This window comes from Streptomyces sp. NPDC058000, from assembly GCF_042886435.1.
GTDB lineage: Bacteria > Actinomycetota > Actinomycetes > Streptomycetales > Streptomycetaceae > Streptomyces.
In genome coordinates this window covers 35,925-48,020 of the sequence record NZ_JBHVQS010000017.1, presented here as the reverse complement: position 1 = coordinate 48,020, position 12,096 = coordinate 35,925, and the positions used below count along the sequence as shown (strand labels likewise).

The window sequence follows — 12,096 nt, the reverse complement described above, 5'->3', positions numbered from 1 at the left end:
CGATGACCGTCACCGCCCCCGCAGGAACCGAGGGTTGGATACGTCACGTCCTCACCGTCCACTGGGGCGCCCGGTGGGGAGCCGGCGCACTGGCTCCGCTGACCGTCGGCGGTGCCGCACCCCTGACGCACACGGCGGGGCTCTGGCACGTCACGGGCCCCGGGGCCGACCACGTCCTGAAGGTGCAGCTCACCGCCGAGGCCGTGCGCGCCGAGCCGTTCTCCCCACTCAAGGACCGCATCCTCACCCACTGCCGCCGCCAAGGGATCCCCGTCCTCCCGGTGGTGCCGACCGCGGACGGCAGCCCCGGTGCCCGGCACGACGGCGTCGTCTGTGAGCTGAGCCCCCGCAGCGACGGCACGGTCAGCACCGGCAGCCGGGCGCACGCCGCCGCGATCGTCCGCACCGGTCTGGACCTGCGGCAGGCGCTCGACGGCCTGCCGCCGGGCACCGCCGACGAGCTCGCCACCGTCCACCTGCCCCGGCTGGTCGAGGAGGAGCACTGGCCGGCGGCCCTCGACGACGCCGAGCGGCGGCTGCTGCCGAAGGCGACGGCCGGCCAGGACCGCTGGCACCGCGCCGCCGCCACCGTCCTGCGCGAACTGGCCGCCGTGGCACCGCTGTTGCGCCGGGACCCGGTCGGCGAGGCGTCCGGTTCCGCGGCGCGCCCGGCGGTCGTCCACGGCGACCTGCACATCCAGCACTTCCTGCTGGCCCCGCAGGCCCCGGCGCGGGTCGTGGCCGTGCTGGACTTCGACAACCTGCACGTGCACGACCGGCTGCTGGACCTGGCCTGGCTCGCCGACACCGCGGTGTACGCCTGCGGCGACGACCTCGCCGGGGCCCGCCGAGTCGTGGCCGACTTCCTGGCCGCCGGGCGGCGGCGTGGGCTGCTCGGCCCCGGCGACGCGGAACGCCTGATGCCGCTGCTCCTGGCGCATTCGCTGCCGGTGATCGTCGACATCGCCAAGGACATCCTCGACCGCGGCATCCTCGCCGCGCAGTGGCTCGACTACTTCGCACTGCTGTCGCCCGCACGGCGCCGCACCGTCCATCGCCTGCTCACCGGCGCCGACGGCCCCTGACCCCGGCCGGCCCCACCCGCACCGTCGCCCCCTGCCCGCTCCGGTCCCCGCCGCCCCGCCGCGTTGCCCCCTCACTTGCCCCGTCCCCTGCTCCGCCCCGGCCCGCCCGCCGACCCGAGCGCCCTCCCCCGCCCGCCGTCCGATCCACTCGCCAGCGAGGAGCTGCCCATGACCACCGCCGACCCGACGCCGCTGTCCGCCTGGCCGACGGACCTCTCCGCGTTCTGCTTCGAGGTACCGCACTCGGACCAGTCCCTCCTCTTCGAGTCCGGCAAGGGCGTCCGCCTGTCCGACGCGGCGGGCCGCAGCTACCTCGACGCCCTCTCCGGCGTCTTCGTCACCTGCTTCGGATACGACTGCGAGCCGATCGTCAGGGCCGTCACCGACCAGCTGCGCACCCTGCCCTTCAATCCGCCGCTGCACGGCACCAACCGCGCCGCCCTGGAGCTGGCCCGGGCGCTCGTCGACCTCGCCCCGCCCGGCATCACCGCGGCGAAGCTCGTCAACGGGGGTTCCGAGAGCGTGGAGGCGGCGGTCCGGTTGGCCCGGCTGTACCACCGCAGTCACGGCAACCCCGGCAAGGTGAAGGTCCTCAGCTACTACCACGGCTACCACGGCGCCACCTTCGGTTCGCTCTCCCTCACCGGGCGGCCCGACGTCACCCGGTTCGGGCCCGGCCTCCCCGGCGTCGTGCACGTGTGGCCGCCGGACTGCCTGGAGGAGTTCTGGGACGTGCCGCGGGAGCGGTCCGGCGAGCTGGCCGCCGCCATGATCGAGCGGACCATCGAGGCCGAAGGACCCGACTCGGTCGCGGCGCTCGTCATGGAACCCGTCATCCACCTGCGCGGTATGGCGATCCCCTCGGCCGACTACCTCACCCGCGTCCGCGAGGTGTGCGACCGCCACGGCGTCCTGTTGGTGTTCGACGAGATCGTCACCGGCTTCGGCCGCACCGGGGCGCCCTTCGCCGCCCAGACCTTCGGCGTCACCCCGGACATCCTGTGCGTCGGCAAGGGCATCTCGGGCGGCTACGCGCCGCTGGCCGCCGTCCTCATGGCCGAGCACCTGGCGGCGGTCCTCGGCGAGTCCGGCGGGCCGACGTCGTTCGCGCCCTCGCACACCTACGCCGCCAACCCGCTGGCCTCCGCCGCCGGGCTCGCCTCCGTCACCCACTTCCGCGAGGGCGGCTACCCCGACCGGATCCGCGAGCTGTCCGGGTACATCGAGCCCCGGCTGCGCGGCGTCGTCGGCGAGCGCGGCACGGTTCGCGCCGTCGGCCTGCTGTACGGCGTCAAGCTCGCCGGCGGGGTGGCGGACCTCGGCGAGCGTGTGGCCGCGGCCTGTCTGCGACACGGCCTGATCCTCCGCGGTCAGGACGACTGGGTGGTGCTGGCGCCCGCCTTCGTCACCACGACCGCCGAGGCCGACGAGATCCTGCACACCCTCGGCGAGGCCCTCGACGAGGTCTGCGGGGACCACCGGTGAACGCGCTGCGGGACCGCTTCGCCGGGCCGGCCCGCGCGGCGCTGGCCCGGCTCACCACGGACGAAACGGCCGTGGTCCAGCGGGAGTTGGCGGAGTTGGAGCACGGCGACCAGGGGGGCGGCTCTCTCCTGGAGGGCCTGCGCAAGCTCGCCGCGCGGGTCCCGGAGCGGCTGTACACCGACAGCGCCGACGTCCTGCTGCGCATGCACGAGATCGCCGGCTCGGGCAACCACCAGAGCAACCTGTCGTCGCTGCCACTGGTACGCGCCTGCTTCGCACTGGGCCTCGTCGGCGACGGCGGGGCGGACAGCGGGGGCGGACCGGCCGAACTCATCGTGGGCCGCGGCCACATCGCCCCCGCCTTCTACGCCGAGCACTACGTACGCGGCACCCTGCCGTTCACCCCGCTGGCCGCCCTCCACCAAGGCGGGCTCACCGGGGTCGTCCACCGCGATCTGGGCTTCCGCAACACCATGCGCTACAGCCTCGGCGTCGGCGTGGCCCAGGCGGTCAGCCTGGCCTGGGACCTGGCCCGACGCGGCGAGGACCGCACGGTGGTGTGCCTCGCCGGGGACGGCGAACTGCACGAGGGCGTCGCCTTCGAGGCGCTGCGGTTCGCCCACGACATGGGCCTGACCAATCTCGTGCTCGTCGTCGACGCCAACGCCAAGGGCATCGAGCCGCTGGCCAAGCCGGTGAGCACCGGGTACCTCGGCGCCTACCTGGGCCGGGTCGTGGAGGCCGACGGCCGTGACGAGCACGCCGTGGCGGAGGCGCTCGGCGCGCTGCTGGCCGTCCCCGGGTCCGCGGCGCTGGTGTGCCGGACCCACAAGGGCGATCACAGCTTCAAGCCGGCCGGCGCCGCGGCCGCCGCCCCCGCCCGTCCGACGTTCGCGGCGACGGCCGGGCACATGCTCGCCGCCCACCAGGAGCGCACCGGACGCGACCTGGCCGTGTTCACCCCCGACATGGCCGCCCGGTTCGGGCTGCGCGGCCGCGTTCCGTACACCAACACCGGGTTGGCCGAGACGCTGACGGTCGGCATGACCCTGTCGCTGCCGGCGGACACCCTCAAGGTGGTGGCCACCGACGCGATGTACTACATGGACTCGCTGAGCATGCTCACCGAGGCGACCACCAGTGTGCGGAACCTGCTCGTCCTCGCCGGGCGCAGCTGGGGTGCCTGGGGCGGTGCCCACAACGCCACCAACCTGCTCGGCCTGCTGCTCCGCACCCGGGTCCACGAGCCGGTCACCGCCGGGGAGTTCGCCGCGTGCCTGGACCGGCTCGGCCGGGACCCGGCCACCGCGCACGTCGTCAGCATGGTCGATGCGCGGTTCGACCCGCCGTCCCGCGACTGCTCGGCCGACATCGACGGCGCGGTGTGGCTCACCCCGCCCGGCGGTGCCGGGACCGAGGCGGCGGTGGTGACCTTCGGGTACGCGAGCGTCCTGGTCGACCAGGCCAACCGGGACCTCGGCGTGCCGCACCTGCACTGCGCGGCGCTCGCCCCGCGCCTCGCCCCCGCCGACCTGGCCGTACTGCGGGGCTGCCGACGCCTGTTGAGCGTCGAGTACAACGGTGCGCGGGGCGGCTTCGGCGAGTGGCTGCGCGCGGAGTACCTGCTGCCGGTCGAGGTGCACGGGGTGCGTCGGGACATCGCCAACCAGGTGCACGCCCGCCAGTTGCCGCTGCACGGTATGACCCCGACCGCGCTGCGGGAGCGCCTGGCGGCCCTGTTGAAGAGCCGGGAGGCCGGCCGTGCGCCTGCACACGCATGACTACCGTGCGGCGGACTCCGACGGCATCGTCGACGGCGCGATCCTGATGCACCGCGAGATGTCCGAGCTGCTGACCCGCCGGACCTCCGTCGCCTGGGACGACCTGACCCGCGGACCCGACTGCGTCGCGGGCGTGGGCGCCGGGGAGACGGTGTACGCGGGCTCGGGGCCCTATGCCTTCCTGTACCACCACTGGCGGGAGCGGACCGGCGGCGACTTCCGGATCGTCCGGGAGGTGCACACCGCGCTCTGGTCCGGCTACTGGGCCCAGGAGGAGCTGTGCGCGCCCTTGGTGCGCCCGGGGGACCTGGCGCTCTTCCCCACCGCGTACACGCGTGAGCTCTTCCTGCGGAACTTCCCCGCCGTCACCGAGGGGGGATCGGCCGTCGCCTACCCGATGCTCGACCGGATGCCGCGGCGCGCGCCCCGCCCGGTCCCGCCGGCCGGGCGGCGCCTGCGTCTCGGCTACCTCGGCGCGCTGTCCCTGGCGAAGAACTTCGACCAGGTCCTGTCGGTCTTCGCCCGCTGCCACCGGGAGACCGGCGGGCGGGTGGACCTGGTGTGCGCGGGCAAGCCCAACGCCCCCCGCTGGGAGGCCGACGCGGTGCGCGCGGGGCTCCGGGCGGCCGGGGTGGCCGACGGTTCGGTCCGTATCGAGGGCGTCTGGCCGCAGGCCCGCCTCGCGGAGTTCTTCGACGCCGTCGACGTCCTGTTGTTCCCGAGCACGGCGTCGCGGGAGACCTTGGGCCGCGTCGTCGTCGAGGCCCTCGCGCACGGCGTGCCGGTGCTGGCCGCCGACGTCGGCCCGGCCGTCGAACTGCTCCCCGCCCGGAACCTGGTGCCCACCACGCTCGACACGGCCGGCACCTTCGACATGGGCCGGGTCGGCCCGCTCGGCCGGGTCGACGAGGACGCCCTGGTGGCGAAGGTCCTCACCCGTGACTTCGCCGAGGCGTCCGTGCGGTGCCCGGCGCCCTACACCGACGCGGCGTTCCTACGGGCGCTCGCCGGCCCCCCGGCCCCCGTGGACGTCGTCCACGACCGGACCCTGCCGGCGGCGCTCCGCGTCGCGCCGCGCACCGGTGGCGACCCGGCGGAGCGGACCGCGGCGGCCACCCGGCTGTTCCGGGCCTTCTTCGAGCGTCGCGACGACACGGTGACGGCCGCCCTGGACGCACTGGCCGCCCGCACCGGCCGGGACGACCCGGCGCTGCGCCGCATCGTCGCCGCGCCGCACCGCAACCTCGCCGACTACCGGGCCTTCCCCCGGCTGTTGGACGCCCTCGTCCTGCCCCCACTGACCTACACCCTCGCACCCGCCCCCGTGGGTGCCGCCACGACAGGAGACACCGCATGACGTCAGACGTGACACCGGCCGGGACGACGGATCCGGCCGAGCAGTTCGCCGGCGAGGTGGCCCTCGTCGTCGGCGGCGGTCGCGGCATCGGGGCCGCCGTCGTCGAGGGCTTCGCCCGGCGCGGGGCGCACGTCGTCGTCGCCGACACCGACCGGCTGCCCTCCGCGTACAACCACTACCGCTCGACCGCCGTCACCGGCTACGCCGAGGCCCGCGAGCTGGCCGACCGGCTCGCCGTCGAGGGCCTGTCGGTGACGGCCGCCGCCGCGGACGCCACCGACGAGGACGCGGTCCGCCGCCTCTACGAGGGCATCGCCGACGGTCCGGGCCGCCTCGACACCGTCGTGAACGCCTTCGGGGTGACCCATGTCAGCCCCGTCGAGAAGATGGAGCTGAGCGAGTTCCGGCACGTCGTCTCCGGCAATCTGGACGGGGTGTTCCTCTCCTCGCGGGCGGCGCTGCCGCTGCTGCGCGCCTCCGGAGGCGGTTCGATCATCAACTTCTCGTCCGTGTCGGGCCGTTCGGGCTTCGCGAAGGTCGCGCACTACTGCGCGGCGAAGTTCGGTGTCGTGGGTTTCACCGCGGCCCTCGCCCAGGAGGTCGCGAAGGAGAACATCCGGGTCAACGCGGTCTGCCCCGGCATCGTGCGCTCCAACATGTGGCGCTATCTGCTGTCGGAGTTCGTCCGGCCCGGTGAGACCGAGGACGAGTGCTGGGAACGGATGCGCGGCATGATCCCGCAGCGCGCGTTCCAGACGCCCGAGGACATCGCCGGCCTGGTGCTCTACCTGGCGTCGGCGCCCAGGGTCACCGGCCAGGCGATCAGCGTGGACGGCGGGATGAGCGCACCGTGACGGCGTCCTTGGACCCGGCGGACCCGCCGGGGACGCGGGCGATCGGCTTCGACGACCCGGGCTGGCGCTTCGACGGCCCCGGCACCGCACTCGTGCGCCACGCCTCGGAACTCCGCGTCCGCGCCCCGCGCGGCGCCGACCTGTTCCGCATGCCGGGCGCGTACGAGGCGTCCGGGATCCCGCGGTTGAGCCGCCGCGTCACCGGCGACCACACCCTGTGGACCCGGGTCACCGTCGACGGGCGGGAGTTCGGGGACGCCGGCGGCATCGTCGTCCACGACGGCGAGGGCTGGTTCAAGGCGTGCGTGGAGCGCACCCGCGCCGGCGGGTGGGCGGTTGTCACCGTCGTCTCCCGCCCGGTGTCCGACGAGGCGGCGGGCCCCGCCCTCGCCGGCCCGGGCGCCGAGCTCCTCATCACCCGGGAGGGCCGGCGGCACGCCGTGTTCCACCGCGAACACGACGGCGGGGACTGGCGGTTCGTCCGTACGTTCTTCGGTGCCGCCGGCGCGGACGTCCGGGTCGGGCTGTTCGCGCAGGCGCCGTTCTCCGACGCCTGCACGGCCTCCTTCGCCCCGCTCCGGCATGCCCCCGTCGCACTCGCCGACCGGCGGTGACCGGCCCGTACCGCCCCTTCCACCACCCCTCCGTACCAAGGGAGTTCCGCTCGTGATCTCGCCGCAGCCCGTCACCGACCTGTTGTGGGCGCACTGGAAGACCAAGATCATGCTGAGCGCCGTCGAGCTGGGCGTGTGCACCGAACTCGCCGAGCGACCGCTGCCCGCGGCGGAACTGTGCGACCGCACGGGTCTGCACCGGCGCCCCGCCGCGGACTTCCTCGACGCCCTCGTGGCGCTCGGCCTGCTGGAGCGCTCCGGCGACGGGTACGCCAACACGCCCGAGGCACAGGAGTACCTCGACGCCGGCAAGCCCGCCACCTACCTCGGCGACAGCTTCCTGTCCCGGGGCACCGGCCTCGCCGACGATCTGGTGTCCGTGCTGCGTACCGGGCAGGCGGCCCAGGCCCGCCGCGACGGGCGGGACTTCTACTCCGGCACCTACGCCACGCCGGACTCGGTCCGCGCGTTCCAGCGGGACATGACCGCCCTGAGCATCGGATCGGCCCGGGCCCTCGCCGAGCGGTTCCCCTGGGACCGCTACCGCACCCTCGTCGACGTCGGCTGCGCGGAGGGCGCCCTGCCCGGCTGGCTGCTGCGGAGCCACCCGCACCTGACCGCCGTCGGATTCGACCTCCCGGTCGCCCGCGCGGGCTTCGAGGAGTACACGGCGCGGCTGGGCGTCGCCGACCGCGTCGAGTTCCGGCCCGGTGACTTCTTCCACGACCCGCTGCCCCCGGCCGACGTCGTCGTCTTCGGCCACGTCCTGCACAACTGGGGCGAGGAGGAGAAGCTCCGGCTGCTGGAGAAGGCGTACGAGGCGCTGCCGTCCGGCGGGGCCGTCGTGGTCTACGAGACCCTGATCGACGACGAGCGCCGCAGCAACGCCGTCGGCCTGATCCTCAGCCTGATCATGCACGCCGAGGTGCCCGGCGGATTCGACTACACCGGTGCGCAATGCCGCGCGTGGCTGCGCCGGACGGGCTTCAAGGACACCTACGTCGAGCACCTGGACGGGCCCGAGTCCATGGTGGTCGGCATCAAGTGAGCACCGCACCGACCGCCCCTGACGACGCCCCGGCCGGCACCGACCTGGTGATGTTCTGGAACCTCTACGAGACCGGCATCGAGCGCCTCCAGGGCCGCCACGACCGGTGGCACGCCCAGTGCGAGCTGATCGCCGCCCACCGGCCGCGGGTGCTGCTGACGACCGAGGGCTGGGGTTGGCACCGCGACGGTGGGGCGCTCTTCGAGGACGCCAAGGCGGCCTTCGGGATGGCCGGCGAGTTGTTCACCGCGAAGACCGGCTGCCACCTCGCCGTGTTCTGGCAGCCCGACGTCGAGCGGGTGGCCGTACAGCGCCTCGCCCCCGAGCTGGCCCACTGGCACGGCCACGGCCTGGTCACCCTGCGGCTGCCGGGCTGGACCACGCCGCTGCGGTTCCTCGTCGCCCACCTCGACCCGTTCAGTCCCCCGGGCCGACGCATCGAGGCGGACCACCTGCGCCGGCACGCGGACCCCGCCCTGCCACCGCTCGTGCTCGCCATGGACGCCAACTGCGTCCCGCCCGGCGACCCCGAACCCGACTGGACCCGGGTGGCCCGGCACCGCCGGGACGACCACCTGCTCCCCGACGAGGACCGCGCCGACCGGACGCCGCTGCGGCGCCTGCTCGGCGCCCCCGCCGATCCGCTGCTCGTCGACGCCGGCGCCCACCTGGGCGACCGGTCGCCCACGTACGGGCAGTTCCTCCCCGGGGAGGCGGAGCGCCGCATCGACCTGTTCCTGCTCTCCCCGTCCCTCGTCCCCGACCTGGTGGCCTACCGGGCCCTGGATCCGCGCCCGGCGCCGCCCGACGCACGGCCCACCGCCTCCGACCACCGCCCCGTCACCATCCGGCTCCGCCGCCGATGACCCACGAAAGGCAACCGGCCACCGTGCGACCGACCGAACCACCCCACCGCGCACCCGACTGGTGGCGCGATGCGGTCATCTACCAGGTGTATCCCCGGAGTTACGCGGACGGCGACGGGGACGGTGTGGGCGACCTCGCCGGGCTGCGGCAGCGCCTGGACCACCTGGTGACGCTCGGCGTCGACGCGCTGTGGATCACCCCGTGGTACCCCTCCCCCATGGCCGACGGCGGCTACGACGTGTCGGACCCGCGCGGTGTCGACCCGGTGTTCGGCACCCTCGCCGACGCCGAGGAGCTGATCGCCGAGGCGCGGCGGCGCGGCCTGCGCACCCTCGTGGACGTCGTGCCCAACCACGTCTCGGAGGCCCACCCGTGGTTCCGGGCCGCGCTCGCCGCCCCACCGGGGAGCCCGGAGCGCGCCCGGTTCCACTTCCGTCCCGGCCGCGGTCCGGCGGGGGACCTGCCGCCCAACAACTGGCCCTCCGAGTTCGGCGGACCGGCCTGGACGCGCGTCGTCGAGCCCGACGGCACACCGGGCGAGTGGTACCTGCACCTCTTCGCCCCCGAACAGCCGGACCTCAACTGGGCCGACCCCCGGGTACGCGCCGAGTACGAGTCCGTCCTGCGCTTCTGGTTCGACCGGGGCGTGGCCGGTATCCGGGTGGACTCGGCGACCCTCCTCGCCAAGGACCCCGCACTGCCCGACCTGCCCGGCGAGGGGCCGCACCCGTACGTCGACCGGGAGGACCTGCACGACATCTACCGCGCCTGGCGCCGGATCGCCGACGCGTACCCCGACGCCCGCGTCCTGGTGGGCGAGATGTGGCTCCGCGACCCCGCCCGGCTCGCCCGCTACCTGCGCCCGGACGAGCTGCACACCGCCTTCACCTTCGACTTCCTGCGCAGCCCCTGGGACGCGGACCGGCTCCGCGCCTGCATCGACGCGACCCTGGCGGGCCACGCGGCGGTCGACGCGCCGCCGACCTGGGTGCTGTGCAACCACGACGTGACCCGCACCGTCACCCGCTACGGCCGCGCCGACACCTCCTTCGACTTCGCCCGCAAGGCCCACGGCGTGCCCACCGACCTGGCCCTCGGCACCCGGAGGGCCCGGGCCGCCGCGCTGCTCACCCTGGCCCTGCCCGGTTCGGTCTACCTCTACCAGGGCGAGGAACTGGGCCTCCACGAGGTGGAGGACCTGCCGGCCGACCGGCTGCGCGACCCGATGCACCTCCGGTCCGGCGGGGCCGACCCGGGCCGCGACGGCTGCCGCGTCCCGATGCCCTGGTCCGGCACCGCCCCGCCGTTCGGTTTCGGCCCCGACGGCTCGGACCCCTGGCTCCCGCAACCGCCCGCATGGGCGGCCCGCACGGTGGCGGCACAGCAGGCGGCACCCGATTCGACGCTCAACCTGTACCGCTCGGCGCTACGCCTGCGCCGCGCAGCGACCAGCGGCCCGACCGCCACCCGTTCCGCCCTCCGATGGCTGCCCGCCCCCGAAGGCGTTCTCGCCTTCCACGGACCCGGCACCCTCATCTGCTGGACGAACCTGATGCCTCGTCAAGTACCGCTGCCCGCCCGGCACGACGTCCTCCTCGCCAGCGCACCACCGACCGGCGGCACACTGCCCCCGGACACCACCGCCTGGCTGCGTCCGGCGTAGCACCCGGGCCGGCGCGCCCACCCCAGGGCGCCGGCCCGCCCCACTCACCCGCCCCACTCACCCGTTCCACTCCTCCGCCAGCACGGACCAGATTTCCGTATCGTGCCGGACGCCCTGGTACGGGAACTGCTGGCGCAGCACCCCGTCCCGGCTCATACCGAGCCGGCGGGCCGCCGCGACGCTGCGCTTGTTGGCAGGCGTCGTCCGCCACTCCACGCGGCTCATCCCGCGCACCCGGAAGGCCCAGTCGATCAGTATCCGGCTGGCGCGGTGCACCAGGCCGCGCCCCTCCCCCGCCGATTCCAACCAGCAGCCGATCTCGCAGACCCCCAGCGCGGCATCGAACTGCGTGAACATCACCCCGCCGACCAGCACCCCCTCCAACCAGATGCCGTAGATGCGGGCACCGTCCTTGGCCTGGCCGTCCGCATAGCCCTGGAGGACGTCGATCGCGGACTCCAGATCGGTACTGCGCGTCGCCCACGGAATCCAGGGGTCCACCGTCGGCCGCGCACGCTCCATATGGGCGAGGAACTCCTGCGCCTGCCAGGGCTCCAAGGGCCGTAGCTGGGCGCCGTCATCGAGCGGCAAGGCGAACATATGGTCCTCCGTCTGCATCCAGGGGTGCGTAACAAGCGTTCGGTACGTACTCTAATCCCATGCCTCCCGCGCCCGTCGATCACGAATCCCGCCGCGAGCACGTCTCCCAAGCGGTATGGCGAATACTGGCCGCCAAGGGGTTCGGCGGCCTGACCCTGCGCGCCGTGGCGGCCGAGATGGACGTCTCCACCGGACTGCTGATGCACTACTTCCCGACCAAACGGGCCCTGGTCGTGCACGCCCTCGAACTCCTGGAGAAGAGCAGCGCGGAACGCCCGCGCCGCGCCCACCCCCACGAGGGTCTCGCCGCGCTCCGCGCCGTCCTGTTGGACTTCCTGCCGATCGGCCAGGAGAACACCGCACGCAATCGGATCTGGGTCAGCTCCTGGGACCTGGCCCTCGCCGACCAGGGCCTGCACACCGACCAGGCCGACCGCTACGTCCGCATCCGCGCCACGGTCCGCCCCCACCTGGAAGCCGCCCGCGCACTGGACGAACTCCCGGCCACCACCGATCTCGACCAACTCGCCACGACGGTGGTCGCGTTCATCCACGGCCTGGTGATCCAGGCCCTGTTCGATCCGCAACGCTTCCCCGCGGAAACCCAGGCCGCGACGGTCGACGGCTTCCTCACCACACTCCGCAAGGGCTGACCCGCACCCCCGCACGGGAGAGACAACTGCAACTCCCCACGGTCATCCCGCCGGACGAACCGATCGACGAAACCCCGTCGCGCCGCGAC

11 protein-coding genes are annotated in these 12,096 nt (G+C 74.2%); 10 read left to right on the top strand and 1 reads right to left on the bottom strand.

The features are described 5' to 3' along the window. Positions 1 to 2 precede the first annotated feature (2 nt). The 9 genes from ACFVT2_RS18850 (at position 3) to ACFVT2_RS18810 (ending at position 10,754) form a co-directional block, all read left to right on the top strand. The gene (locus ACFVT2_RS18850; protein ID WP_390018954.1) at positions 3 to 1,085 is read left to right on the top strand and encodes a phosphotransferase; all 1,083 of its coding nucleotides are present in this window, start codon (positions 3 to 5) and stop codon (positions 1,083 to 1,085) included. Positions 1,086 to 1,253: 168 nt separating this feature from the next. Next, positions 1,254 to 2,570 carry an aspartate aminotransferase family protein gene (locus tag ACFVT2_RS18845; protein ID WP_390018952.1) on the top strand — a complete coding sequence of 439 codons (1,317 nt, stop codon included), beginning with the start codon at positions 1,254 to 1,256 and terminating at the stop codon, positions 2,568 to 2,570. Continuing rightward, positions 2,567 to 4,351 (top strand): 1-deoxy-D-xylulose-5-phosphate synthase N-terminal domain-containing protein, encoded by a 1,785-nt coding sequence (locus tag ACFVT2_RS18840; protein ID WP_390018950.1) that lies wholly within the window; start codon positions 2,567 to 2,569, stop codon positions 4,349 to 4,351. The genes ACFVT2_RS18845 and ACFVT2_RS18840 overlap by 4 nt, the downstream gene beginning before the upstream one ends. Beyond that, the gene (locus tag ACFVT2_RS18835; RefSeq protein WP_390018948.1) at positions 4,332 to 5,708 is read left to right on the top strand and encodes a glycosyltransferase; all 1,377 of its coding nucleotides are present in this window, start codon (positions 4,332 to 4,334) and stop codon (positions 5,706 to 5,708) included. Before ACFVT2_RS18840 ends, ACFVT2_RS18835 begins: the two co-directional genes overlap by 20 nt. Beyond that, positions 5,705 to 6,562: an SDR family NAD(P)-dependent oxidoreductase gene (locus tag ACFVT2_RS18830; RefSeq protein ID WP_390018945.1), complete on the top strand. Its 858-nt coding sequence runs from the start codon at positions 5,705 to 5,707 to the stop codon at positions 6,560 to 6,562. The genes ACFVT2_RS18835 and ACFVT2_RS18830 overlap by 4 nt, the downstream gene beginning before the upstream one ends. Beyond that, entirely contained in the window at positions 6,559 to 7,176 is a 618-nt protein-coding gene (locus ACFVT2_RS18825) for a DUF1349 domain-containing protein (RefSeq protein WP_390018942.1), read from the top strand. The genes ACFVT2_RS18830 and ACFVT2_RS18825 overlap by 4 nt, the downstream gene beginning before the upstream one ends. Positions 7,177 to 7,228: 52 nt before the next feature. Further along, positions 7,229 to 8,224 (top strand): methyltransferase, encoded by a 996-nt coding sequence (locus ACFVT2_RS18820; protein ID WP_390018939.1) that lies wholly within the window; start codon positions 7,229 to 7,231, stop codon positions 8,222 to 8,224. Then, the gene (locus ACFVT2_RS18815) at positions 8,221 to 9,090 is read left to right on the top strand and encodes an endonuclease/exonuclease/phosphatase family protein (RefSeq protein ID WP_390018937.1); all 870 of its coding nucleotides are present in this window, start codon (positions 8,221 to 8,223) and stop codon (positions 9,088 to 9,090) included. The genes ACFVT2_RS18820 and ACFVT2_RS18815 overlap by 4 nt, the downstream gene beginning before the upstream one ends. Next, on the top strand, positions 9,087 to 10,754 hold the full coding sequence (locus ACFVT2_RS18810) for a glycoside hydrolase family 13 protein (protein ID WP_390018935.1): 1,668 nt from the start codon (positions 9,087 to 9,089) through the stop codon (positions 10,752 to 10,754). The genes ACFVT2_RS18815 and ACFVT2_RS18810 overlap by 4 nt, the downstream gene beginning before the upstream one ends. A 57-nt stretch (positions 10,755 to 10,811) precedes the next feature. On the opposite strand, the gene ACFVT2_RS18805 is transcribed toward ACFVT2_RS18810, so the two are convergent. Then, complete coding sequence (locus tag ACFVT2_RS18805; RefSeq protein ID WP_390018932.1) at positions 10,812 to 11,372, bottom strand: GNAT family N-acetyltransferase; 561 nt, start codon at positions 11,370 to 11,372, stop codon at positions 10,812 to 10,814. Between the two features lie 41 nt (positions 11,373 to 11,413). Between ACFVT2_RS18805 and ACFVT2_RS18800 the strand changes: the two genes are divergently transcribed. Then, the gene (locus ACFVT2_RS18800) at positions 11,414 to 12,007 is read left to right on the top strand and encodes a TetR/AcrR family transcriptional regulator (RefSeq protein WP_390018929.1); all 594 of its coding nucleotides are present in this window, start codon (positions 11,414 to 11,416) and stop codon (positions 12,005 to 12,007) included. Positions 12,008 to 12,096: the final 89 nt, after the last annotated feature.

Excerpts from the sequence above, each read along its gene's own strand:
- ACFVT2_RS18800 (WP_390018929.1), top strand. The coding sequence starts at position 11,414 with ATGCCTCCCGCGCCCGTCGATCACGAATCCCGCCGCGAGCACGTCTCC.
- ACFVT2_RS18845 (WP_390018952.1), top strand. The coding sequence starts at position 1,254 with ATGACCACCGCCGACCCGACGCCGCTGTCCGCCTGGCCGACGGACCTC.
- ACFVT2_RS18830 (WP_390018945.1), top strand. The coding sequence starts at position 5,705 with ATGACGTCAGACGTGACACCGGCCGGGACGACGGATCCGGCCGAGCAG.
- ACFVT2_RS18810 (WP_390018935.1), top strand. The coding sequence starts at position 9,087 with ATGACCCACGAAAGGCAACCGGCCACCGTGCGACCGACCGAACCACCC.
- ACFVT2_RS18850 (WP_390018954.1), top strand. The coding sequence starts at position 3 with ATGACCGTCACCGCCCCCGCAGGAACCGAGGGTTGGATACGTCACGTC.
- ACFVT2_RS18805 (WP_390018932.1), bottom strand. The coding sequence starts at position 11,372 with ATGCAGACGGAGGACCATATGTTCGCCTTGCCGCTCGATGACGGCGCC.